Source organism: Desulfurellaceae bacterium (assembly GCA_021296095.1).
Lineage (GTDB): Bacteria > Desulfobacterota > Binatia > Bin18 > Bin18 > JAAXHF01.
In genome coordinates this window covers 1-22385 of sequence record JAGWBB010000044.1, presented here as the reverse complement: position 1 = coordinate 22385, position 22385 = coordinate 1, and the positions used below count along the sequence as shown (strand labels likewise).

General features: G+C 63.5%; 22 protein-coding genes. 8 read left to right on the top strand and 14 right to left on the bottom strand.

Annotated elements, in window-relative coordinates:
• From J4F42_12260 to J4F42_12225, 8 genes are all read right to left on the bottom strand, one after another.
• The coding region (locus tag J4F42_12260; protein ID MCE2486282.1) for a hypothetical protein at positions 1-365 on the bottom strand (365 nt) is incomplete at its 3' end.
• 20 nt (positions 366-385) lie between these two features.
• Positions 386-1351: a cyclase family protein gene (locus J4F42_12255; GenBank protein ID MCE2486281.1), complete on the bottom strand. Its 966-nt coding sequence runs from the start codon at positions 1349-1351 to the stop codon at positions 386-388.
• A 39-nt stretch (positions 1352-1390) separates the two neighbouring features.
• Entirely contained in the window at positions 1391-2431 is a 1041-nt protein-coding gene (locus J4F42_12250) for an LLM class flavin-dependent oxidoreductase (protein ID MCE2486280.1), read from the bottom strand.
• A 35-nt stretch (positions 2432-2466) separates the two neighbouring features.
• On the bottom strand, positions 2467-3465 hold the full coding sequence (locus J4F42_12245) for a glutathione S-transferase family protein (GenBank protein MCE2486279.1): 999 nt from the start codon (positions 3463-3465) through the stop codon (positions 2467-2469).
• 24 nt (positions 3466-3489) lie between these two features.
• Complete coding sequence (locus J4F42_12240; GenBank protein MCE2486278.1) at positions 3490-4254, bottom strand: hypothetical protein; 765 nt, start codon at positions 4252-4254, stop codon at positions 3490-3492.
• A 20-nt stretch (positions 4255-4274) separates the two neighbouring features.
• Complete coding sequence (locus J4F42_12235; GenBank protein ID MCE2486277.1) at positions 4275-4925, bottom strand: EthD domain-containing protein; 651 nt, start codon at positions 4923-4925, stop codon at positions 4275-4277.
• 103 nt (positions 4926-5028) lie between these two features.
• Positions 5029-6375 (bottom strand): M23 family metallopeptidase, encoded by a 1347-nt coding sequence (locus tag J4F42_12230; protein MCE2486276.1) that lies wholly within the window; start codon positions 6373-6375, stop codon positions 5029-5031.
• Positions 6376-6385: 10 nt separating this feature from the next.
• On the bottom strand, positions 6386-8425 hold the full coding sequence (locus tag J4F42_12225) for a molybdopterin-dependent oxidoreductase (protein MCE2486275.1): 2040 nt from the start codon (positions 8423-8425) through the stop codon (positions 6386-6388).
• 307 nt (positions 8426-8732) lie between these two features.
• On the opposite strand from J4F42_12225, the gene J4F42_12220 reads away from it, so the two are divergent.
• The 3 genes from J4F42_12220 (at position 8733) to J4F42_12210 (ending at position 10332) form a co-directional block, all read left to right on the top strand.
• Complete coding sequence (locus J4F42_12220) at positions 8733-8987, top strand: hypothetical protein (protein MCE2486274.1); 255 nt, start codon at positions 8733-8735, stop codon at positions 8985-8987.
• On the top strand, positions 8969-9787 hold the full coding sequence (locus J4F42_12215; GenBank protein ID MCE2486273.1) for an arsenite methyltransferase: 819 nt from the start codon (positions 8969-8971) through the stop codon (positions 9785-9787). The genes J4F42_12220 and J4F42_12215 overlap by 19 nt, the downstream gene beginning before the upstream one ends.
• A 245-nt stretch (positions 9788-10032) precedes the next feature.
• Positions 10033-10332, top strand: coding sequence for a hypothetical protein (locus tag J4F42_12210; GenBank protein MCE2486272.1), 300 nt, complete (start codon positions 10033-10035; stop codon positions 10330-10332).
• Here the strand turns inward: J4F42_12210 and J4F42_12205 are convergent.
• Positions 10288-11334, bottom strand: a complete 1047-nt coding sequence (locus tag J4F42_12205; protein ID MCE2486271.1) for a hypothetical protein — start codon at positions 11332-11334, stop codon at positions 10288-10290. The two genes, J4F42_12210 and J4F42_12205, sit on opposite strands and share 45 nt — an antisense overlap.
• A gap of 533 nt (positions 11335-11867) precedes the next feature.
• Between J4F42_12205 and J4F42_12200 the strand changes: the two genes are divergently transcribed.
• On the top strand, positions 11868-13031 hold the full coding sequence (locus J4F42_12200) for an LLM class flavin-dependent oxidoreductase (GenBank protein ID MCE2486270.1): 1164 nt from the start codon (positions 11868-11870) through the stop codon (positions 13029-13031).
• 30 nt (positions 13032-13061) lie between these two features.
• Positions 13062-13832, top strand: coding sequence for a 3-oxoacyl-ACP reductase FabG (locus tag J4F42_12195; GenBank protein MCE2486269.1), 771 nt, complete (start codon positions 13062-13064; stop codon positions 13830-13832).
• On the opposite strand, the gene J4F42_12190 is transcribed toward J4F42_12195, so the two are convergent.
• The 3 genes from J4F42_12190 to J4F42_12180 all read right to left on the bottom strand — a co-directional run bounded on the left by J4F42_12190 (position 13823) and on the right by J4F42_12180 (position 15659).
• Positions 13823-14044 carry a DUF433 domain-containing protein gene (locus J4F42_12190; protein MCE2486268.1) on the bottom strand — a complete coding sequence of 74 codons (222 nt, stop codon included), beginning with the start codon at positions 14042-14044 and terminating at the stop codon, positions 13823-13825. The two genes, J4F42_12195 and J4F42_12190, sit on opposite strands and share 10 nt — an antisense overlap.
• 102 nt (positions 14045-14146) lie before the next feature.
• A complete protein-coding gene (locus J4F42_12185; protein MCE2486267.1) occupies positions 14147-15301 on the bottom strand; it encodes an amidohydrolase family protein in 1155 nt (384 codons plus the stop codon).
• A gap of 49 nt (positions 15302-15350) precedes the next feature.
• Complete coding sequence (locus J4F42_12180) at positions 15351-15659, bottom strand: EthD family reductase (GenBank protein ID MCE2486266.1); 309 nt, start codon at positions 15657-15659, stop codon at positions 15351-15353.
• 144 nt (positions 15660-15803) lie between these two features.
• Between J4F42_12180 and J4F42_12175 the strand changes: the two genes are divergently transcribed.
• On the top strand, positions 15804-16928 hold the full coding sequence (locus tag J4F42_12175) for an amidohydrolase (GenBank protein ID MCE2486265.1): 1125 nt from the start codon (positions 15804-15806) through the stop codon (positions 16926-16928).
• Positions 16929-16988: 60 nt separating this feature from the next.
• Complete coding sequence (locus tag J4F42_12170) at positions 16989-18284, top strand: NtaA/DmoA family FMN-dependent monooxygenase (protein MCE2486264.1); 1296 nt, start codon at positions 16989-16991, stop codon at positions 18282-18284.
• Between the two features lie 26 nt (positions 18285-18310).
• Here the strand turns inward: J4F42_12170 and eat are convergent, their stop codons facing one another.
• Together eat and J4F42_12160 are read right to left on the bottom strand one after the other, a co-directional pair.
• Complete coding sequence (gene eat / locus J4F42_12165; protein ID MCE2486263.1) at positions 18311-19747, bottom strand: ethanolamine permease; 1437 nt, start codon at positions 19745-19747, stop codon at positions 18311-18313.
• Positions 19748-19787: 40 nt separating this feature from the next.
• A complete protein-coding gene (locus tag J4F42_12160; protein MCE2486262.1) occupies positions 19788-21356 on the bottom strand; it encodes an outer membrane protein transport protein in 1569 nt (522 codons plus the stop codon).
• Positions 21357-21539: 183 nt separating this feature from the next.
• Between J4F42_12160 and J4F42_12155 the strand changes: the two genes are divergently transcribed.
• The gene (locus J4F42_12155; GenBank protein MCE2486261.1) at positions 21540-22313 is read left to right on the top strand and encodes an N-acyl homoserine lactonase family protein; all 774 of its coding nucleotides are present in this window, start codon (positions 21540-21542) and stop codon (positions 22311-22313) included.
• Positions 22314-22385: the final 72 nt, after the last annotated feature.

Here is a 22385-nt window from a genome sequence, read left to right as displayed (position 1 = left end):
CGTTTGAGGAAGCGCAAAGCCTCGACAAACACGGCGGTCGGGCGTCTGACCGGCCCGGTCACGCGGGCCACATCGATCTCCAGGCCGTAGCGGCCGCCCCGGGTAAGCCGCTTGACCATGGTGCCGAAGTCGATTCCGTCGAGGTGTTCGCTGAAGCCCCAGATATAGTGACGGCGGCGCTGCTCGCCGTCGGTCACAATATCCAGACCGACCTGCTCCTGGTCGGTGACGGCCAGGCGCACCGCGTCGTCGTGGCCCTCCTGGAGGGTCGGGCCGTCCAGGCCCCAGTCGAGCGAAGAGACCTGCTGGGGCGGGAACAGCCAGGTCGGACGCGGCAGACTGCCGACAAGCATGGTCCGTAGCACGGGGTGTCTCCTGTGGCGGCCTACTTGATGGCGATCGGATTGACCGGCGAGCCGCAGCCGCCGACCAGCTTGAGCGGGGCGCCGGCAAACAGGAAGGTGTACTGCTTGTCCTGCTCGCAGTGGTCGGCCAGGTCTTTGAGCCACACGATTTCGTTGAAGATCACCCCCAGGTTGCACAGCAGGGCGGCGTGCAGCAGCCCCAGCCCGCCGGTCTCGGGGTTGATGGCCTGCTCGCAGCCGACCGTGTCGGCGCTGATGGAGGCGATCTCCATGTCGTGAAACCACTCGACCAGCTCCTTGCTGTACTCCAGGCCGGGTTCGTCAAACTCGCCATCGGGAAAAAAGGCGTCCTGACCCTCCTCGTAGAAGCGGTTGAGCCAGCCGGTGTGCAGGACGACGATGTCGTGCTTTTCGATCCGCACGCCCTGTTTGTCAGCCGCTCCGAGCAGGTCGTCGAGGCTCACCCCCTCGCCCCGCTCCAGGTGCTTTTTACCCTTGTAGCGGGCGGCGTCGATCAGGATGCCGTGGCCGATCACACCCCGGTCGGCAATCGGCTCGATGGAGCACTTTTGCAGCGCGCCGATCGTCATTTTGGGATCGTAGCCGTTATACAGCTTGTCCCCGTACCAGGCGTGGCCCAGGGCGTCGTACTGGGTCGTGCCCTGGGGAAACATGACGATCACGTCGTCGGAGTACTTGAGCCCGCCGGGGAAGGGCTGGGCCCGGCCGCTGATGTACGAGCCCTCGTCATTGGTCTGGGTGCGGATCGGTTGGGCGCGGATAGGGTGCAGGGGATCGCCCTGGGGCCGGGCGACCGGGACGCCGAGCATGAAGGTCTTGCCCTGTTTGACCGCCTGGATGCCGCGCAAGACCTCCTGGTCGGTCAGAAAGTTGAGACAGCCGACTTCGTCATCGGCCCCCCAGCGGCCCCAGTTCTTGGGTGCGTCTTTGAGTATCTCGGTATGGTCAACGGGTTTGTCTGGCATACGCTCGCTCCTCTCGTCATAGGTGAACGGTCGGGTCAGTCATGCAGCATCGCCCGGCTCGGCCGGCCGGTCAAGCCGGGCCCGCACACGCGGGATGACCTCACGGGCGAGACGTTCCAGGCTGGCGTTCATAGCGTCGGGACGCAGGCCGGGCGGGACCGCCCAGCTGACAAAATCGGTCAGGCCGTGCTCGGTGATGAAGGCGCTCAGCTGCTCAACACAGGTTTCGACATCGCCCACAATCCAGGTCTGCGGAATCCAGGCGCCTCGGGAAGCGTCCTGGGGGCTGGGCTGACCGCTCTCGGCAAAGAAACGCTTGTAGACCCGCATGCGGGTTCGCTCGGCCTCCCGGATGCGCGGCCAGTCGCGTTCGGGATCGTCGGTCACCAGCACGCCGCGAATGATGCCCACCCGATAGCCCGCGGGCTCACGGCCGGCCGCGCTGAGGGCGTCCTTCCACGGCTCGAGGACTTCGGCCCGAGGCCCCTGGGGCAGCAGGTGACAGTCGAAACGGGCGGCCCGCAGCGCTCCGTTGCGGGCCATGGCCGCGACCCACAGCGGCGGTCCGCCGGCCTGCACATAGTCGGGTTTGATATGCACGTCGCTGAAGGCGTAGCGTTTGCCCTGAAAGCTGAAGCGTTCGCCGCGAAAGCAGCGCCGCAACACCGCAAGGCCCTCTTCCATCAGCGACAGGCGCCGCGACACCGGGAAGCCGAAGCCCCTGAACTCGTGCGGCGCATAGCCCATGCCGACCCCCAGCTCGACCCGTCCGTTGCTGAGGTTGTCCAGCACGGCCAGATCCTCGGCTAGGTTGATCGGATTACGAAAGGGCAGAATGCAGATGTCCTGCGAGATGCGGATACGCTCGGTGCGGGCGGCCAGCGCACCGGCCACCGGCACCCAGCTCGGCAGGTAGCCGTCCTCGACAAAGTGGTGTTCGGTAAACCAGATCTGATCAAAACCGAGCGATTCGGCCCAGACCATTTGCTCCAGCGTCTCGGCGTACAGGCGGGGCATGGCCAGGCCGGACTCGGGCGGATTGCGGAAGTCGTAGCTCAGTCCAAAACGCAGGCGGGGCATGAACGGTCTCCCTGTCTGTCATGGGGCGGCTTCGGTTAGCCCTGCAGGCCGTTCAGACAGCCGGCCCGCTCCAGAATCGGGTCGAGACCGCTTGTGTCGCTGACCGCAGCATACTTGGCGCGCAGCGCCTGGAGGGATTTGGCGTGGTATTTCTGGGGCTTCTGGGTCCAGGTGTGGCCGTCGAGTTCGACGCTGAACTCCTCCCGGCCGGTGGCGATGGCCTCGGCGTTGGCCAGCGTCCAGGGCATGAAGCGGGCGCCGAGCTGGCGCTCCAGAAACGGCAGCAGGGTCGGTTCCAGGCTCGACCACGGCTCAAACTCGCCCTCGGCGCGCGGCCACAGCATGCGCTGCACCCAGGCCAGCACGTGCGGGGCGCGGCCCTCGACAAAGGCGCACGGAGTCGGATCGGTCCAGGCGTTATAGATCTGGCCCCACAGGCCCAGGTCGCCGAACGACGGCCGTGCCCCGAACAGATAGGCGCGGGTGCTGAGATGGGCGTCGAGCTGCTCAATGGCCTCGCAAAAGGATGCCTCAATCTGGGGCGCCGTCTGCGCGTTGGAGCCGACAAACCAGACCCGGTTGACCATGCGTTCGCGCACCTGGGCGACCATCTGGGCGTACTGTTTGTCGTCGGCCGCAGGCATCATCATGCGGGCGATACGACCGGCCGAGCTGAGCTGATCGACCTCACGCGCCCAGCGGTAGTGAAACATCCATTTATTGCCCCACTCGTCTCCGAACTCTTCGACCAGGGCCGAGAGAAAGCCGCTGACCGGATCGGCGGGATGGATGGCAGGCTCGGGGTAGAGGACTTCGAGCTGTTCGATGATCGGGGTCGAGTCCTGCAGGCCGGTGTCCTGGGGGGTGACGAGCAGCGGGATGATCGGGATCTTGGCGTACTTGTTGTACTCATCTTGGACCGCAGCGCTGCGGATGATCCACTGGTGGGGAATGGCTTTATAGCGGCAGTAGGAACGAACCTTGACCGAGTAGGGCGAGAGTTCGGCACCAAACAGACGATACTGGTCGGCCATGCGGTGTCCTTTCTGTGGGCGGGCTCAGAAATCGAGCGGCAGGCTGAGGTGCTGCTCGAAGATGAAGTCCCGGTGCGCAATCAGCACCGGATCGATCGCCGCCTCGACCGCCTGGCGGACGGGCGCCCACATGCTGCGGAAAAAATTCGGCATGGGGTTCTTGTCGGGTGGGTAGGGATCGATGACCTGGGACATATTGGCCCAGTACAGGTCCAGGGCGGTCAGCTGGGCGCCGATGAAATAGCGGCTGCCGGCCTGCTTTTGGGCGTGCAACCGGGCCGACAGGGCGCGCAGGATGGGTATGATTTTTGCGGGCGCCGCCGCCGCGTTTTCGGCCGAATAGCCGTAGGCTGCAACCATCGGCGACTGCTTGAAGGCCTCGCCCTGCATCTTGAGGATGGTATCGAACATGATGTGACGCGTCTGCCAGGTGAAGCCCTGTTCGCCGCACAGCTCGTTGGACAGGCCGATCATCAGCGCCCGGTCTTCGACTGCGGACGGCAGCAACGACGGCGTGGGGGCCAGCCGCTCGGCCAGCAGCAGGATTTCATACCAGCCGGTCCGGGCCGGCTCGTTGTCGTATACGGCGACCGGCGCGTTGCGGTGGCCGGTCCAGGCCACCAGCTCTGCGTTGGCCTCGCCCCCGTGCTGGGCGACCGGGACGTAGGGAATGTGTTTGACCTCCAGGATGCTCTTGGCCGCCTGGCTCCACGGCGCCGGACCGCCGATGGTCAGCGCCAGACGCAGGCCGGGCAGGTCTTTGGCTTCGGCAACGGTTTTGTATTCCATGCGGGATTGTCCTTTCCGGTTTAGTCGACGATACGAATCTCGTGGCCCCGGGACATGAGCGGCGTCTGGACCAGATCGGTAAATCCGTCCGGTTCCAGGCCGACCAGCTCGGGCACGCTCGAATGGTCGCCGTCCAGCCACAGCTGAGCGATACCGTCGTAGCGCCGCTCTTTGGCCGGATCGACCAGGTTGACGGTGTAGCGCCGGGCCTCGGGCGTCCGCTCAACCGCAGCCGCCACGTTCGGCACGTGGGTCTCCAGCCAGTGGCGGTCCAGATCGGCCCGCTCAACGCCGGCGCGGCGCTTGACAAAAAAGGTGAACTTGGTCGTGGCGCGGCTGGTCGGGCCGTCGACGTTGAGGTGTTCGGTCACCGCCAGCCAGTTGCCCTTGGTGATATCGGCGTAGTCGCTGAAACGGTCATCCATGATCTCGGGCGGGGCGTTGCGGCCTATGGTCGTGTCGTAGTGCTGCCTGTCGCGGAACCACAGCTCGGCCATCCCGTCGAGTCCGGGATCAGCGTCGGCCCCGGGCTGATCAAAAAAGGTGATGCGGTAGCGTTCGGGTTTGGCGATCTTGACCACGTGCGGGGCGTGGACCGTTTCCCACACCCTGACCAGTTCGTCGTGCGAGACCGCAGCGCGGCGGATGACTGTGGCGAGTATCTTGAACATGGCGTCCCCCCTTGGGATGGTCGTGTGTGACGGTCGGGCTGGCGGCCGGCCGTCAGCAAGTATAATCGGAAGCGCCCGTGGCGTCCATGCGGTCGGGCCGGTCTCAGCCAGCTGCGGCCCGCAGGCGTGAGAAAAAATGGGTCTGGACCCAGTCGGCGTCCCACCATTCGAGCGGGGTGACCGGCACGCCCTGGACCAGGATGGCGAAGTGCAGGTGATCGCCGCCGGCCAGTCCGGTCTTGCCGGTTCGGCCCAGCATTTCGCCCTGCTGTATCTGCTGGCCTTCGGCCACATCAATCTGACTCAGGTGGGCGTACAGCGACATCAGCCCCAGGCCGTGATCGAGAATGACGCAGTTGCCGTAGATGCCGAGATAGGCGGTATACACCACGGTGCCGGCATTGGCCGCCTCGACCGGACCCTGGGAGGTCGAGGCCAGATCAAAGCCCAGGTGGGTCTGCTGATCGACTTCCTGGCCCTGATACACGTAGGCGCGGTGGTCGGCATAGCGGGCTTCGACCTGCGAGTTGCTCAGCTGGCTGAAGGCCTCGCTCCACAGGACGTGATCGACCGAGCGGCCGGCAATCTCCTCAATCGTGGCGTCGTTCTGGCGGCGCAGTTCGGCGTTGACCAGCAGAAAACGCTCGAGCTGGGTTTCAGGGGTGGGCAGCTTGGACTGTCGGATGACCTCGGCCAGGACCGTATCAATAAAGCGGTCCGAGATGGTGATTGTGCGCTGACGGAATCTGCGGTTGTGGCGAAAGACCGCCAGCGTCGTCTCGGTCCGGTTACCGACATGATCCTCAGCCCAGACGCTGATGGGGATCTGAACCGGGTCGTTATGGCCGAGGGCAAACAGGCACACAAACTCGTCGCTGTCGGCCGTCGGCTGCCGGTAGCCGCGGAAGCTCCGCTCGCCAACCGTGACGCCGCTGCGCTGGGTGTCCGGGGAGGTCCGATAGCGGATCAATTCGGCCCCGCCCTGTCGAATGCGGTGCTGGGTCGACAGGAGGATGACCCGGGGCGGCGTGCGGTCGAGCTCGAAGGTCCGAACGGCGGCCGCGCTACGGCTGAACAGCCACCAGTTGGCGTGGTCTTCGGCTCGCACTTCCACAGAAAAAGAACCGTCTCTGAACGCGGCCAGGCCCGGCGTGGCGTCCAGGGAAAAGGTGAGTTCGCGGTGGAGGGTGCCGCTCGCCCAGGGAGCCAGCGGGCGGGCGATGCGCTCGGTCAGAATCGGGGTGCGGGTATCGGCCTGGACCGCCACCACCGAGACGCTGGCCAAGCCCTTGCCCGAATCCAGGAGACGCACTGTGATTGGACTTTGGCCGCCCACCGATTCGGACAGGTTGGACGGCCAGGAGATGACCGGCGGCGAGCCGTCCCAGTTCCAGTACAAGACAGCGACAAGCAGAAGCAGCGGAACGCCTCCCTTCAGCACCAAACCCATCTTTGCCTCCTCACTCCGTTCTGCTCAGCGGTCGCAGCCTGACCTCGATACTATGCACACTGCTGTTCTCACCCATGTCGGCCTTGTGGCCCGGGTTGAGGGTATTGATGTTACGCCGGCCGGTCTCGTGTTTGGGCCAGCGGCCCTTGTAGGCAACGGCGACGCCGGGCGGAGCCAGGGCTTCCACCCTGGCCGTGAGATCCAGCCAACCGGTTTCGTTCTCCAGGCGGACCGGCTCACCGGGTCGGATACCCAAGCGTTCGGCGTCCGCCGGGTTCAGGATGACGCTGGCCTGCCCGGCTCTCTGGGCCAGACGCTGATCGTTGGCGTACGAGTCGTTCAGCCGCCAGTTCGAGGCCGGGCTGATCAGGCGCAGTCGGTCGGGCTGGGGCGGCGCGTCCGTCCACGCTTGGGGCAGCCGCGGCAGGCCCTTGGCTGCGGCTCGCTCCGAGGCAATTTCGATCTTGCCGCTCGGCGTGTCAAAGACCCGGTCGGCATACAAGATCAGCGGGGTCTGGCTGATCGGGTGCCAGCCGAGCTGTTGCAGATGGGCAAAATCGAAATCACAGCCCATCTCTTTGAGCAACTGCTCAAGCATGGCCTGGTCAGGCTCAAACAGGGCGGGTTCCTCGTAGCCCATGGCTTTTGCCAGGCGTCGAAAAATTTCCTGATTGGGCAGGGCGTGTCCCATTGGCTGGCGGACCTGTGTTTGGGCGCCGATATGCAGATGAAAATAGCTGAAGGTCAGGTCGTCGAACTCCAAAAAGCTGGCCGCCGGCAGGACGATATCGGCAAAGTCGCTGGTATCGGTCGGGAAGCAGTCAACGACAACGCTGAACAGCTCGGGACGGCTGAGTGCTCGGTGCAGGCGTTGTTGCTGTGGGGCTGAGGCGGCCGGGTTGGTGTTCCAGCACACCAGGGCTTGGGCGGTGTCGGGATCTTCCAGCCGCTGGGCCAGATCCATGTGGCTGATGCTGGCCCGTTTGGTCCTGAGCAGGTCGGTCCCGGCCAGCTTCCCAAAATCAGCCCCGGCGATGGCCGGCGTATTGTTCAGGTAGTAAAAGCCGGCCCCGGGCTTTCCGATATTACCGGTCATGACCGGCAGCAGGCCGCACGCCCGCATGATATTGCCGCCGGTCGCCTGGCGCTGGAGCCCCTGGCCGAGCCACAGCAGGGACGGGCCCGGACCGTACAGCTGGGCGGCCCGTTCGATCAGTTCTGCGGGTACGCCGGTGTGGCGCTGGCCCCAGGCCGGCGTACACGGTTCGAGCTGGGCCAGCAGTTCCTCGCCGCCAAGGGTGTGGCGGGCAATAAAATCCGTATCAAACAAGCCGTCGCGGTGCAGGACGTGCAGCAGGCTGAAGGCCAGGGCGGCATCGCTGCCCGGCCGGGGCTGGAGGTGCAGGTCGGCCTGGGCGGCGGACTCGGTCCGTAGCGGATCGACGACAATGACCGTGGCCGGAGACTCGGTCAGCCAGTAGCGATGGGCGTGGGGTGCCGAGTGGGACGGGTTGGCGCCCCACACCAGGATGCACGCCGAGTCGGCCGCAGTACGCGGATCGAAGCCGACCGACGAACTGCCGAACAGCAGGTTCCAGGCGACATGACCGGCCATGTTACAGATAGTGTCGGGCTCGACCTCGGTTGCGCCCAGGCGGTGAAAAAATCGCAGCGGGAACACATAGGCGAGCAGTGACAGGGTGCCGCTGTAGTGGGTATGCAGGATGGCCTGAGGACCGGCGTCGGCGATGATGGCGTGCAGCCGGGACGCAATCGTGGTAAGCGCCTCATCCCAACCGATCGGCTCGAACTGTCCCCGACCTTTGGGACCGCTGCGTTTGAGCGGCGACAGCAGGCGGGCGTTCTCATCCTGCCACACCCCGTTGTAGGCTGTGGCGCATTTCTGGCACAGCGCGCCGCGCGATACCGGGTGGGCGGGATCGCCCAGGACGCGGCTGATTGTGCCGGCTCGGCGTTCAACAATAATGCCGCAGCCGTCATAGCAGTCGCGGGGACAGTTGGTCCGAATTCTCTCAATCGGCTGTGTCATAATGAGCCCACAGGGTAATACGAAACACCGCCACGGGCTAGGGTGGTTGGTGCCGTCTCAGTTTGGAAATGGGTGTCTCGCAAGCTCACAGCGGCCCGCTCGAACGCCGGCCCTCGCAGCGGAGGGCTAGCACGTGGTCGCCCCTCAGAGGTCAATGGATTGCTCCTTGAGTTCTTGGCCGGCTTGGACCTGACCCCGCCCCGTCCCTCGCCCAAGCTTGACACATTGCGCGTTATCCGCCGCAGTGGCCGGTGTGGCTGGTGTCTGGTATGTCTGAGTACGTATTACGTGTTAGGGAGAGCCTGCCATGCCTCGCAAACTGACCATTACACTGGAAGAAGCGGTCTACGAGGGCCTGTACCGGACGGTGGGCAAGCGCCGTATCAGCCAGTTCATCGAAGACTTGGTGCGGCCGCATGGGGTCGAGACCACGCTCGATGCCGGCTACCAAGCCATGGCGGAAGACACGGAGCGAGAAGCCGAAGCCCAGGAGTGGTGTCACGCCTTGGCCGGTGACGTGGCCGATGAAACAAGGAGGTCAGCATGCAAAGCCAGGATGTGAAACAGCACGTCAAGGAAGTGTACGGCAGAGCGGCGCGCCAAGCCGCCCAGGGAGACCGGGCGTGCTGCGGGGCGGCCACCGCGAGTGCCGATGATCCGATTACCTCACACCTTTACGCCGAGGACCAGATCGCAGGGATTCCTCTGGAGGCGATTGCCGCCTCGCTCGGCTGTGGCAACCCCACAGCCCTGGTGCAGCTCAATCCAGGCGAGACCGTGCTTGATCTCGGCTCGGGGGGCGGGATCGATGTGCTCCTGTCGGCCCGCCGAGTCGGTCCCACCGGAAAAGTCTATGGCCTCGATATGACAGACGAAATGCTGGCCTTAGCGCGCGACAACCAACGCAAGGCGGGGCTCGACAATGTCGAGTTTCTGCAAGGCGAGATGGAAGCCATTCCCCTGCCTGACAACGCGGTTGATGTCATTATCTCCAACTGTGTGATTAACCTGTCGGCAGACAAAGATCGCGTTCTCTCTGAAGCGCTGCGCGTGCTGCGACCAGACGGACGGTTTGCGGTGTCTGACATTGTCGTGCGTGGAGCGATCCCGGAGCAGATTCGACGCAACCTTGAACTGTGGATTGGATGTCTCGCCGGAGCGTTGGAAGAGCACGACTACCGGACCAAACTCGCACGGGCGGGCTTTGTTGATATCACTCTGGAACCCACGCGGATTTACCGGGTCGAAGATGCTCGTACCTATCTGTCCGACAAGGGGATTGATGTTGAGGCCGTGGCCTCTGAGGTGGACGGCAAGTTCGGCAGCGCCTTCGTCCGCGCGCGGAAACCCTCTGCGGGCTGAGCAGCGATCCCCCTCTTGCCCCGAGACACAGGGGTTGCACACGGAGTTCACTCAGCAGCAGTAAGGTTCTCGTGAAAGCGTATCTTATTGCCTGGTCCTGTTGTTGGGTGAGCCTCCCCCGCCGACGGGCGTAGCCGCCCGCCCAAGCTTGACACATTGGGCGTTATCAGCCGTGGAAGCGAAAAATTTTTTTGCACTGTGCCAGTGGCGGCGGGGGGATCGGGATTTGTGCTAAGGAGCTACCTATGGAGAGTCAGACAATCGAACTTGGGGCCACCACCCTCGCCGCGTTACAGGCGCTTATCCCGCCAGTGGGCATGACCCCCCTGGCCTGGGTCGCCTTGGGGGTCGGCCTCGGGCAGCTGGTGCTGCTCTCCGTCGGGCTGGGGCTCATGTACCGGAGCAATTCGAGCCGCGAGCAGCAAACCCAGGCCCTCGCCCTGGCCGCGGCGCAACGCCACGAAGAGACTATGCAACACCACGAAGAGACCATGCTGGCCTTAAAGGCTCTCATCGAACGGACTGCCCCGGCCCGCGCGGACTAGGCCGCCCAAGCTTAACACTTTGGGTGTTATCGGTCCTGCTTTGCGTTTGCAGCCGCGAAAGCTGACACATCGCCCCTTATCGGACGCTCTGCCCCAAGGTGGACATAAAGGGACCTTCTCGGACACGGGAGAAGGGGGCAGACTATGCTGGGGAACGCTGTTTTTTTCGCTCCCACGGGAGCGAGCGTATGCTCCAACTCCATCAAGGATGCCGTCTATGGTTCGCAGGCAGTGCTGAATGAACTCGGTGCTCATGGAGAAGAGCAGCGGTTCCCCATTCTTGGACGTTGGCGGGAACCACTCTTCTGGCCAATCTTCTTTTTGGATCATGTCTCGGAACTTTGTCCGCATCTTCTCTGGCCATTCAAGCCCATCGTGAAACATCCTGTTGCGATAAAGAAACAAGGCTTCCAAGGTTTTCTGAGAGTCTTTTGGAAGAAATGGCTCAAGCCCGATTGAGCCGGCAATCTGGAAGATGCCTTTAACACGGCCTCTGTCTTTTCGTTTCTCGCTCTGTTCGTATACGAGATTCGGGTCCCAGTAAGAACGCCCTGTAACCTGCCTTCTTGGGTCTCCAGGAGAGGGTGCGGTTGTTCCCTTCTCCTCGAAATGTTTGAAGACAGATACAAAGAGCGCCTCCACAAATGGAGCAAGCATCCCGACTGCCGCCATGCTGTTAGCCATGTCCTCAAAGAACGCTTCGTAGGCCCGATCCGGCCCGCGATAATCTCCAGAGTCTTGTACTTCCTGCGCTGTCTTTCGAGATTGTTCGCAGAGGTCGTCAATCTCCCGCTTCAAATCGTCTTCAGCTTGCTGGTTGCGGGAGAGCAGACTCTTAATGGCAAGCAACTGCGCTTCAAGATCGATGCCTTGCAGTACTTCCCAGCGGGTCCAGTCCCTGTCTGTCCAATTCTGGCGATATGTTCGCACCCATTCGAGTGCCTTCTGCTCGATTTCCTTCTGCTTGTCTTGAGGGATGTCGCCATCAAATAGTGGAGCCATAGCGTCCTCCTGAGTCAACTATAAGGGTTTTCTCCCCTCTCGTTAATTCTGGAGGGGAAAATCTAGGTATGGGAGCGGGGCGCCCCACCTTTTTCCGATCAAAGGCATCCGCCCGCAAACTTGACACTTTGTCCGTTATCAGACGTAGCCGGCCGAGCGGCCGTGGGCAGGGGTAGGTAAATCAGGGACTTACCGGCCGAGGGTGGCCATGCTCGGCTGAATGAATCGCGGGTGAAAGGGCGGCTTGGCCGAAGAATCTTCAGAACCGTACGGGGCGGCGGCTTGATTCAATTCTCGTTGTCAGGGGCAATGCAGGGGCAATGAGTGTCTGAACTGTACCTGGAACTCACCGCAGACTTACAATAATCAGGCCGATGAGATCCAAGCAGAGCATCCACCTGGATGTCAGCGAGCCGGCCGTCTATGGATATATGTCGGGTGGTCCGCAGCGAGCGGTTTGATGACGGCCCCTGGCTGGCTTGGGCCGGTTTTGGTACAGTCCGGGCAAGTTTTGATCAGAAATGGAGAGAGATATGCGCCAAGGTCTTCGCTTCGGAGCCTTTCTGGCTCCCCACCATCCGCTCGGTGAACACCCGACTTTACAGTTTCAGCGCGACCTGGAGCTGGCCGCGCTGCTCGACCGCCTCCAGTTTGACGAGTTCTGGGTCGGCGAGCATCACTCCGCCGGCTGGGAAACGATCGGCTCGCCCGAGATGTTTCTGGTTGCGGCCGCCGAGCGCACCCACCATATCCGACTCGGCACCGGGGTGATTTCGGTGCCCTACCACCACCCGTTCAACATTGCCCAGCGCATGGTCCACCTGGACCACCTGAGCCGGGGCCGGGCCATTCTGGGCGTCGGACCCGGCGCCCTGCCGTCCGACGCGGTCATGCTGGGCATTGATCCGATGACCCAGCGCGAGCGCATGGACGAAGGTCTGGGCGCGGTCCTGCGGCTGCTGCGCGAAGACGAGCCGGTGACGGTTGAGAGCGACTGGTTCAGCCTGCGCGACGCGGTGCTACAGCTGCGGCCGCTGCAAGGCGAGATGCCGGTCGCCGTGGCTTCGTCGATTTCGCCCTCGGGCATGAAAACGGCCGGCAAGTACGGCGTTGGCGTGCTGTCGCTGGCCTCCTACCTGGAGGAAGGGCTGACCGCGCTGCCGACCCAGTGGGGCTTTGGCGAGACCTCGGCCCGCGAGCACGGACAACAGATTGACCGGGCCGACTGGCGGATCGTCATGCCCTTCCACCTGTCCGACTCAAAAGAGCAGGCCTGTCGTGAGGTCGCCGACGGCTTGCAGCGCTGGCAGAACGACTACATCGTCGGCATCCTGGGCACGCCCAAGCGTCGGCCGTTTGAGGACGGCTATAAGGCGGCGCGGAGTATGGACGAACACGGTGGGGCCATCCTGGGCACGCCCGAAGACGCCCTGGAAAAGATCGCCGGCCTGCAACAGCTGTCGGGCGGCTTCGGCACCCTGCTGTGCTTTGCCCACGACTGGGTGTCGCCCGAGCTGTCGGCGCGCAGCTATGAGCTGCTGGCCCGGCATGTGATGCCCCAGGTCCAAGGGCTGCTACGGCCGCTGCACGCCTCGGCCGACCGGGTCCAGGCCAACAAAAAGGCGCTGATGGAGCGCTCCAGCGGGGCGATTCTCAAAGCTATTCGGGACTATAACGCCGAGCACCCGCGGCAATAGCCCGGCCGAGCCCGGAGCCGAGACGAGCCTATGGATACCCTGAACGGTGCGGTTACGCTGGTGACCGGTGCCAGCCGTGGCCTGGGAAAAGACATTGCGCTTGAGCTGGCCGAGGCCGGGGCGCGGCTGGCGTGCGTGGCGACCCGGGCCGAGAATGCGGCCGCCACGGTGGCCGAGATTCAGCGCCGGGGCGGCCAGGCAATCGCGCTGGGCTGTCGGGTGGAGGTGGCCGCCGAGGTCAGCCTGCTGTTTGGCCAGCTCGAAGAGCAACTCGGGCCGTGCGATATCCTGGTCAACAATGCCGGCATCACCCGTCCCCAGCTGACCCTTGAGATGACCGAGGAGAACTGGGACCAGCACATGGACATCAACGTCAAGTCGGTCTTTCTGTGCTCCCAGGCTGCGGCCCGCCAGATGCGGCCGCAGCGGTCCGGCTGCATCATCAATATCGGCTCGATTCTGGGCCGCAACGCCTTTCCGGCCACCCTGGGTTACTGCACATCCAAGGCGGCGGTCGACCACATGACCCGGGTGCTGGCCATCGAGTGGGCTCGGTATGGCATTCGGGTCAACTGTGTGGCGCCCGGCTATATCCAGACTGACATGATTGATCGGCTGGTCGCAGACAAAAAGCTGACCGTCGAAGACTTGAAGAAACGCACCCCCCAGCGGCGGCTGGGGACGGGCCGGGACGTGGCCAAGGCGGTGCGTTTTGTGGCCAGCCAGGACGCCGGCTTCATGACCGGCGAAGTGATGGTCATCGACGGCGGCTGGACCGCCTTCGGCTATTATCAGACCTGACCGCTGGCCAGCCGAACGGCTTCGGCAATTGCCTCGCGGCTGACTCGACCAGCGTACTCCCGAGAGATCCACTCCCAGTCTTTGCCCTGAGCCACACGGAAAAGGACACTTTCGACCATGATGCGGGTGCCTGTGAAGGTCGGTTGACCGTGGCAGATATCCGGGTCGGCGACAATGTAGCGCCCGAGTTCTTTGCGCGTCTGTCTTTTCATCGCACCCTCCAGATTGACTGTCTGCTGCCAAGCTGTCACGTCTCTCCGACCTGGACAATACCCGGCAAACGAAGTGGCGAGGGCGCCCACAGGGGGACGCCCCTACGAGGCGGTCGCTACGCCATCCATGCGCCACGACTGGCTGCCGGCCGGCAGGTTGAACAGGCGGGCCGCGTTGTCGCGCAGAATGTCTTGGCGCTGCTGCTCGCTCAGCGCGGCCGTGTGGCGGGCCAACAGCTGCTGGGAGCGCGGCCAGGTGGAATCGGTGTGTGGGAAATCGCTCGCCCACAGCAGTTGGGTGTGGGGCATCATGTGCAGCGAGTCAAAAGCCGTCTTGTCGTCCTGAAAGGTCATCCACACGTTGCTCTTGATATATTCGCTGGGCAGCTTGGACAGGCCCTTGACGATGCCGTCCTGGGCGTTGAACTTGGCCGCGTGGTCCATCCGGTACATGTAGTGCGGCATCCAGCCCGCGTCACCCTCGGCACACACCAGCTTCAGGCGCGGATGGCGCTCGAACACGCCGCCCAGGACCATCATGCCGACGACATCCTGGACGGCGCGGATGATGCCCAGGAAGTTGTTCAGCGCGTGGCCGCGGTGCGGGGTGGCCAGACTGCCGTCGCGTGAGGTCAGGATGTGAAAACAGATCGGCAGGTCGAGGTCGGTGGCGCACTCCCACAGCGCGTCGTAGTCGGAGTGGTCATAGTCCTCATGGATCGGCCGGCCGGGCATCATCATGCCGACCATGCCCATGTCTTTGGCCCGCCGGAAATCCTCAATCGCGGAGTCAACGCTCAGCACGGCGGTCTGAGCCAGGCCCAGAATGCGGTCGGGCTCTTCGCCGACCATTGCTTGCAGCCAGCGGTTATAGGCCTGCATGCAGGCGTTTTTGTACTCGGGGTCGCGGTGCATGCACAGCCCCATGCCGATCGAGGCGTAGATGACCTCGGCGGCAAGGCCGTCCTGATCCATATACGGGATGCGGGCGTGGCCGCCGTAGGCGCCCTCGCGAATGTCCGAAAACTTGCAGATTTTGGCCCGCTCGTTCCGCTCGGTGACGCTGAACCCGGCACCGTCAATAAAACCCAGCGGAACTGGGCGTTTCATACCGTGGACGACAAAGGCTTCGGTGCCATCGTCCTGGGCGACAATACGCGGTGCGGTGTCGCGGTATTTGGGCTCAATGTAGTCGATATAGCAGTTGGGCGGCTCACAGATGTGGCCGTCGGATGAAATAATGCCTGCCTGTATCATGCGTATGCTTCCTCTCTTGCTTTCTTTGTTGGACCGGACCTTGGGCCGCTTAGCCGTCGATCATCACGTTTTCTTGGGTGAACAGAATCACGATTTCCCGAGAGCCGTCGGTCGCGCCCTGCCTGGCGGCCTGACCTTCGGCCGGGACAAAGGCGTTGTCCATGTCCTGCTTGGTCTCAAACCACGTCTCGGCCATCCCGTCATAGCGCTGATCGTCTGTGGTACACAGGTTGACGCAGTAGCGTTTGACGCCTTTCCACTTCATCACCTTGGGGGCGTGGACTTCCAGCCACCAGCGACGAAAGTCTTCCATCTGCATGCCTTCGGGACGTTTCAGCAAGCCAACAACTTTGTACATGACGCCTCCTATGGGGACCGAGCTTGACAGCCCTATAGCCGGCTTGCCCGTCCGGTTCAAGCCGTGGGTCGGCAATCACCTCGACGCTTTCGATTGACAGGCTTGTCCCCCCGGAAGAATAATGCCGGCAAAGGAGGGGATCAGATGCACAAGCACAAGGTGATTTCGTCGGACGATCACATTTATGAACCTCTCGACCTGTGGACCACGAGGCTCGACAAGAAGTTCCGCGACCGCGCCCCGCGAGTCATCCCGGAAGAGGGTGACGACTGGTGGTATTGCGAAGGTATTAAGATCCAGACGGCTGCGGCCGGTGCCCAGGCCGGCCTGCGTTTTGAGGACCCGGATCGCCTGAGCTTCAAGGATAAGGTGGAGAATATCCGGCTCGGCGCCTATATCCCCGAAGAGCACATCAGAGACATGGATGCCGACGGCATAGACATGGGCCTCGTGTATCCTACCGTTGGGCTGCAACTCTACCAGCGGATTCAGGATAGCGAGCTGCTGACCGTCTTGTTTCGCGCCTACAACGACTGGCTGGCCGAGTTCTGCGACACCTTTCCGGAGCGTCTCAGGGGCATCGCCATGATCAACCTCGACGATATTCCGTCGGGGGTCAAGGAAATGGAGCGCTGCGCCAAACAGGGGCATCGCGGCATCATGATTACCATCCAGCCGCTGAGAGGCCTGAGCTATGACCGGCCGGAGTACGAGTCCGTTTGGGCGGCGGCCCAGGACCTGGCCCTGCCCATCAGCCTGCATGTGACGACGAATCGGCCTGACCCGGACGACCCCGGAGCGCTCCTCCTGGACGCGGCCAAGCCGTCCTTTTTTGTCAATCTGGACCACTGGCCGCGGGTGTGTCTGACCGACATGATTTTCAGCGGCGTGTTCGAGCGGTATCCCAGACTCCAGGTCGGATCGGTCGAAATGGAGCTGTCGTGGGTGCCGCACTTCCTCGACCGCATGGATTACAACTACACCCAGCGCGCACGGGAGATTGCCGGGGCGCGCTTCACACAGGATGTCCTGCCGAGCGAGTTCTTTCATCGCCGCGTCTTTTTGAGTTTTCAGGAAGACCACATGGGTATTCGTGACCGAGAGGTCATTGGTGTGGACAGCCTGTTGTGGGGATCGGATTATCCTCACCAGGAATCGACTTTTCCTAAGAGCCAGGAATTTCTGGCGGGCCTGCTCGCCGACTGCAGCGAAGAAGAACGGGCCAAGATTGTTGGCGGCAACGCCGCCCGGGTGTACCAGCTGGGCTGAGGCCTGACAGGCCAGCGCCTCGCAGAGAAGAAGCGGCTCTCCTTACATCAGGAATCGGCCATGCCTAAGCAGATCCACCTCGCCGGCTTTGCGCTCTTTACCCCGGCGCCGCATATGCCGCTGTCGTGGATCTATCCGCGCCAGAAGATCCGCCACAAGTGGTACGAGGGCGAGTACTGGGAATCCGTGGTCCGCACCCTGGAGCGCGGCAGGTTCGACATGCTGTTTTTCGCCGACAGCCTGGCCGGCGGCACCCAGCCCGAGCAGGTGCGCTATGCGATCCAGTTCCCCAGCCACGACCCGGTCGCACTGGTGACCTATCTCTCGGCGGTGGTCAAAAAACTCGGCTTTGCCGTCACCATGTCCACGACCTTCTACCCGCCGTTTCTGCTGGCCCGGACCCTCGCAACGCTTGACCATCTGACCAAGGGGCGGATTGGCTGGAATATCGTGTCTTCGACCTCGACGGCCGAGGCGAACAACTTCGGGCTGGACAGCCTGCCGGCACACGACGACCGCTATGAGCGCGCCGACGAATACATGCAGGCGTGCTACGGCCTGTGGAACAGCTGGGAGGCGGATGCCGTACGGATGGACATGGACCGCCAGGTCTTTGCCGACCCGTCCAAGGTCCACCGGGTCGACTTTCAGGGACAGTGGTACAAGACCCGGGGGCCGTTCACGGTCATGCCGTCTGTTCGTCGTCGGCCGTTTCTGTTTCAGGCCGGTCAGTCGGACCGGGGGCGGGCCTTTGCCGCCCGGCACGCCGAGGGCATCTTCAGCGCTGCGCGCGGGGTCAAGCAGATGCGCGCCTTCTGTGAGGACATTGCCGGCCGGGCGGAACGCCTGGGGCGCAATCCCGACACCATTCCGATCATGTGGGCCGGCCAGCCGCTGGTGGCCGACAGTGAGGCCGAGGCGCGCGAACGCTACGCCGCCATCCGCGCCCGGATTCCGCTCGAAGCGTCCCTGGCCCAGATGTCAATGCACTTCAATCTCGACCTGTCCCGGTTTGACCTTGATGTGCCAGTTCAGGACCTCGACGTACCGGGCACCCGAGGCTTGTTCGAGATGTATCAGAAGTATGACAAGAATATCACCTTGCGTGATATCTCCAAAACCTACCTGGCCGGCAGCGACAGCAATCCCCTGGTCGGTACCCCGGCCCAGGTGGCGGACGCCATGCAACACTTCCTCGAAGACGGCGGGGGCAACGGTTTTCAGATCACGCCTCCGTTTTATGCGCCCGACTATTACGAAGACCTGGTGAACCTCCTGGTCCCGGAACTCCAGAAACGCGGGGTATATCGGAGCGACTACACGGGCACGACCCTGCGCGAGCATGTGGGCGGGTAGGGGTAGCCCGCCACTGCTCCCGCGCCTCAGTCGAGTTCCCGCTCGGCCAGGGCGATGGCCTCGAACTCCTCTTCGGGCGCGTTGGCCACCAGGTGATGGCGGCTGTACAGGAAGAAATAGGCGATCATGAGCAGGTAGAAGACCGCGCTCCAGATGGCCGCCTCCAGGCTGGCCAGGAAGGTCGAGACGAAGGCGACGATGGACAGCACGAACGCGACGCCGGAGGTCAGGCTTCCGCCGGGGGTGCGGTAGGGGCGTTCCAGGTTCGGCTCCAGCCTGCGCAACACGATGTGGGACAGGGTCATCAGGGCGTACGAGATGGTCGCCCCGAAAACGGCCATGGTCAGCATCAGGTCGCCCTCGCCGGTCAGCGACAACAGGAAGCCGATTGCGCCGGGCACGACCAGGGCCAGGACGGGTACCTTGCGGCGGTTGGTCACCGACAACACGCGTGGCAGGTAGCCGGCCCGCGACAGGGCGAAGACCTGTCGGGAGTAGGCATAGATAATGGAAAAGAAGCTGGCGATCAGCCCGCTCAGGCCGACCCAGTTGACGAAGGCGGCCGCCATCGAGTCCGCGCCGTACACCGCCTGGAGCGCCCCCACTAACGGGGCGCCGTGGTCGCTCATGAAATTGGCTCCTGCACCGCCCGGGGCGAGGACCAGCACCAGGGCGCCGAACACCAGTAGGACCAGCATGGCGGTGATGATGCCCCGGGGCATGTCCCGAGCGGGATCGCCCGCCTCCTCGGCGGCCAGCGGTACGCCCTCCACGGCCAGAAACAGCCAGATGGCAAACGGCACCGCAGCCCATATGCCGATATAGCCCTCGGGCAGGAAGGCACTGGCGCCCACGGCGTCCGCGTTGACGGCAATGTCAAACAGCTTGGCGGTACTGAAATGGGGCAGCATGCCGACCACGAAAACGCCGATGGCCAGCACCGCCAGCAGGGTGATGACGAACATGGTTTTGAGCGCTTCGCCAGCGCCCCACAGGTGGATGCCGACAAAGAGCAGGTAGCTGGCCAGGTACACCATCCAGCCGTCGATGCCGATTAGAGAGTGCACATAGCCGCCGATGAATATCGCGATGGCGGCAGGCGCCAGGGCGTACTCCAGCAGGATGGCCGTGCCGGTCAGATAGCCGCCCCACGGACCCAGCACCCGGCGGGCGAAACTGTAGCCGCCCCCGGCGGTAGGCAGGCAGGCCGAGAGTTCGGCCAGGCTCAGCACCAGGCACAGATACATGCCGCCCATGACCAGGGTCGCAATCAGCATGCCGCCAAAGCCACCCTGGGCCAGCCCCAGGTTCCAGCCCGCGTAGTCCCCGGAAATCACGTAGGACACGCCCAGGCCGGCCAGCAGCACCCAGCCGGCCGCACCCCTCTTGAGCTGGCGGGCGGCCAGATAATCGCCGGAGACTGACTCGTACTCTACGCTATGGTCGGAGGAGGACGAGTCCATGGCTGTCTCTTAAAGCCGGTCTCGGAGGGGGACGGGTGGCTCACCCACAGCCGGGAAGCGCCACCCGGCCGCGGGCCTGGTGTCGGCACTGCGTCGCCGCCAGGCGTTGGATGAGGCTATCTAGGCTGGCCTCGCCGGCTGCGGCGGCCGGAGCCGGGGGAGAGGGCGGAGCCGTCTGTCCGGTCTGGACCGGGAGGGCGGTGCTGGCCAGCGCGGGTGACGGGCGGCTGCCGATGAAGCCGACGACCTGAATGCCGAAGCTACAGCCCGGCACGGCCCGCTGGAGCGGGCTCAGGTCATGGCAGCGGTCTGCCGACAGGCGGCTGATCAGCGTGCCGAGCACGCTATCGGCCCGGCGCTCGGAAATCGTGGCGTAGGTGTCCGAGATGCGGGCATGGCGTACCGGAGCGGTCCTGCGGCGAGCTGTCGGAACCGCCGACGGGGAGCCGAGCAGGCGGGTCACCTGAACGCCAAAAACCGACATGTCCAGCAGGTAACGACCCGGAGCGACAGGATTTTCGGCCCGCGACGCGTGGCGGTTCTCGGTATGCGCCAAGCCGCCGCCAAGATCGACCTGCCAATTGCCGCGCTCAAAACCCAGGCCGAGCGAAAACTGATAGTCGGTCGCATCGGCCAGGGTCGGGACCAGGGAGTCGTCCTTGACGGCCCACGGCTCGTGCGAGAATCCGGCCCGGAATTTGATGCCCGGCAGAATCTCATACTGGAGCCCGGCCCCGATCCGCCAGCGGTCTTTGGCGTCGCCGAGCGCGGGAGAATCCAGAAACGGACGTTTCTCGAAACGCAGGCGGCTGTCTTCAAACACCGAGTATTGGGTCCACATACCCTGGATGGTAAGCGTCAGACGCTCGGTCAGGTAGTAGGCAAAGCCCAGTCTCAGACGCTGGGGAATGTTGAATCCCACCTTGGTGTCATCGCCGGCCCCGGCGACGCGGGCGTTGCCGAACATCCAGATATGGCCCGGCGTCTTATAGGACAGACCCAGATCCAGTTTGTCGGTCGGCTGGTAGAGCAGGCCGAGCGTGCCAAACACGCCCGGTCCGCGGGCGTCGATATCCAGCCGGCCGACCGGGCTGGGGGTCTTGAATTTCAGGCGGCCATAGGTCGGGTTGAGGGACACGCCCAGGTGCAGATTCGGGCTCACCGAGTAGCTGATTGACGGAGCCAGGGACACGGACACCAGTTCGGTGAAGAAATTATTGGGCACACCGTGGGCCGGGTCGGCCCGGTGGTTGAACATGAAACCCAGCGAGCCATACGCGCCGATGCCGAATCGAAACGGGCCAAAGTTGTCGGTGACATAGCCGAAGTTGGGCGCCAGCGGGAGTTCTCGGCTGGTGCTGTGGTAGCCCAGGTCATTCTCATAGGTGGGATGAAAGCGGATGGCCAGTACGCCGTTCGAGACGGAGGGGGGCAGCACGCTGAGTTGGGCCGGGTTGCTGTACACGGCCGTGCCGGCGTTGAGCGGCAGGGCGACCGTCGCGCCGCCCAGGCTCCCGTCGGTCGGTCCGCTGGACGGGGTGGCGAGCTGGCCGGCCGGAGCGAGGCGGGCGGAGAGCAGCAGGCTGATGAGCCCGCCTATGATCAGCACCAGCAGGACTGTCCGGGGGGAAGGGGAGGGAGAATCAACCGCCCAACACCATCGCATCCAACAACGCATCCATCACCTCCATGCCTGAGAAGCGGCCACCCTATGCCAGACCGGGCGCAGATTCAATATAGCTGGACCTGTGCCCCAATTCCTGCCATGACAGGGGGCAGGGAGGGTACACCGATGCTGCAAGTTTTTTCCATGCCGTGCGGGTTTCTCGAACTCGATAGCAAGCTGTTTTTCCCCGATCAGGAAACCGGCTCACCCCTGGTCGTGCCGGTGCCGTGTTATCTGATCACCCACCCCCAGGGCAATGTCCTGTTCGACACCGGCGTGCACTGCGCGGTGATGGACGATCCGGTCGGGCGGCTGGGGCCAGAGGTGTCGAACCTGATCGTCTCAAAGACCAAACCGGGCGAGGAGATCGTCGCCCAGCTGTCCAAATTCAAGCTCAGCCCCAACGACATCAGCCATGTCGTCAACTCCCACTTTCACTTTGACCACGCCGGCGGCAACGAGTTTTTTCCGACCTCGACCTTCCTGGTCCAGAAAAAAGAGCTGGACGCCACCAAGGACCCCGAGCTGCGGGCCAAAGCCCTGCTCGATCCCCAGGACTACGACCATCCGCTCAACTACCAGGCTGTGGACGGCGAACAGGATATTTTTGGCGACGGCAGCCTGGTCATCATTCCTACTCACGGCCATACCCCTGGCCATCAGTCGCTGCGGGTCAAGGTCAGCAAGGGCACGGAAGTCGTGCTGACCGGGGATGCGTGCTACACCCGGGGCAATATGGATCAGGACCTCCTGCCGTCGGTGGCGGTGGACGAGTCAGAGATGTACCAGTCCCTGGGCCGGCTGCGGGCGCTACGCGACAAGGAGGGCGCGACCATCATCTATGGCCACGACCCCGACCAGTGGCAGGAGATTCCGCACGCGCCCGAGCCTCTGGCCTAGGGCGTGTCATCAGTTAGGGAGAAGCCGTGAGAATTGCCTACCCTGATGAGCTATACTGTTCGCGGTAGCCAA

Bases quoted from the DNA above. Each gene is read 5' to 3' on its own strand.
- J4F42_12255 (MCE2486281.1), bottom strand. From the start codon at position 1,351: ATGCCAGACAAACCCGTTGACCATACCGAGATACTCAAAGACGCACCC.
- J4F42_12250 (MCE2486280.1), bottom strand. From the start codon at position 2,431: ATGCCCCGCCTGCGTTTTGGACTGAGCTACGACTTCCGCAATCCGCCC.
- J4F42_12245 (MCE2486279.1), bottom strand. From the start codon at position 3,465: ATGGCCGACCAGTATCGTCTGTTTGGTGCCGAACTCTCGCCCTACTCG.
- J4F42_12240 (MCE2486278.1), bottom strand. From the start codon at position 4,254: ATGGAATACAAAACCGTTGCCGAAGCCAAAGACCTGCCCGGCCTGCGT.
- J4F42_12235 (MCE2486277.1), bottom strand. From the start codon at position 4,925: ATGTTCAAGATACTCGCCACAGTCATCCGCCGCGCTGCGGTCTCGCAC.
- J4F42_12230 (MCE2486276.1), bottom strand. From the start codon at position 6,375: ATGGGTTTGGTGCTGAAGGGAGGCGTTCCGCTGCTTCTGCTTGTCGCT.
- J4F42_12225 (MCE2486275.1), bottom strand. From the start codon at position 8,425: ATGACACAGCCGATTGAGAGAATTCGGACCAACTGTCCCCGCGACTGC.
- J4F42_12220 (MCE2486274.1), top strand. From the start codon at position 8,733: ATGCCTCGCAAACTGACCATTACACTGGAAGAAGCGGTCTACGAGGGC.
- J4F42_12215 (MCE2486273.1), top strand. From the start codon at position 8,969: ATGCAAAGCCAGGATGTGAAACAGCACGTCAAGGAAGTGTACGGCAGA.
- J4F42_12210 (MCE2486272.1), top strand. From the start codon at position 10,033: ATGGAGAGTCAGACAATCGAACTTGGGGCCACCACCCTCGCCGCGTTA.
- J4F42_12205 (MCE2486271.1), bottom strand. From the start codon at position 11,334: ATGGCTCCACTATTTGATGGCGACATCCCTCAAGACAAGCAGAAGGAA.
- J4F42_12200 (MCE2486270.1), top strand. From the start codon at position 11,868: ATGCGCCAAGGTCTTCGCTTCGGAGCCTTTCTGGCTCCCCACCATCCG.
- J4F42_12195 (MCE2486269.1), top strand. From the start codon at position 13,062: ATGGATACCCTGAACGGTGCGGTTACGCTGGTGACCGGTGCCAGCCGT.
- J4F42_12190 (MCE2486268.1), bottom strand. From the start codon at position 14,044: ATGAAAAGACAGACGCGCAAAGAACTCGGGCGCTACATTGTCGCCGAC.
- J4F42_12185 (MCE2486267.1), bottom strand. From the start codon at position 15,301: ATGATACAGGCAGGCATTATTTCATCCGACGGCCACATCTGTGAGCCG.
- J4F42_12180 (MCE2486266.1), bottom strand. From the start codon at position 15,659: ATGTACAAAGTTGTTGGCTTGCTGAAACGTCCCGAAGGCATGCAGATG.
- J4F42_12175 (MCE2486265.1), top strand. From the start codon at position 15,804: ATGCACAAGCACAAGGTGATTTCGTCGGACGATCACATTTATGAACCT.
- J4F42_12170 (MCE2486264.1), top strand. From the start codon at position 16,989: ATGCCTAAGCAGATCCACCTCGCCGGCTTTGCGCTCTTTACCCCGGCG.
- eat (MCE2486263.1), bottom strand. From the start codon at position 19,747: ATGGACTCGTCCTCCTCCGACCATAGCGTAGAGTACGAGTCAGTCTCC.
- J4F42_12155 (MCE2486261.1), top strand. From the start codon at position 21,540: ATGCTGCAAGTTTTTTCCATGCCGTGCGGGTTTCTCGAACTCGATAGC.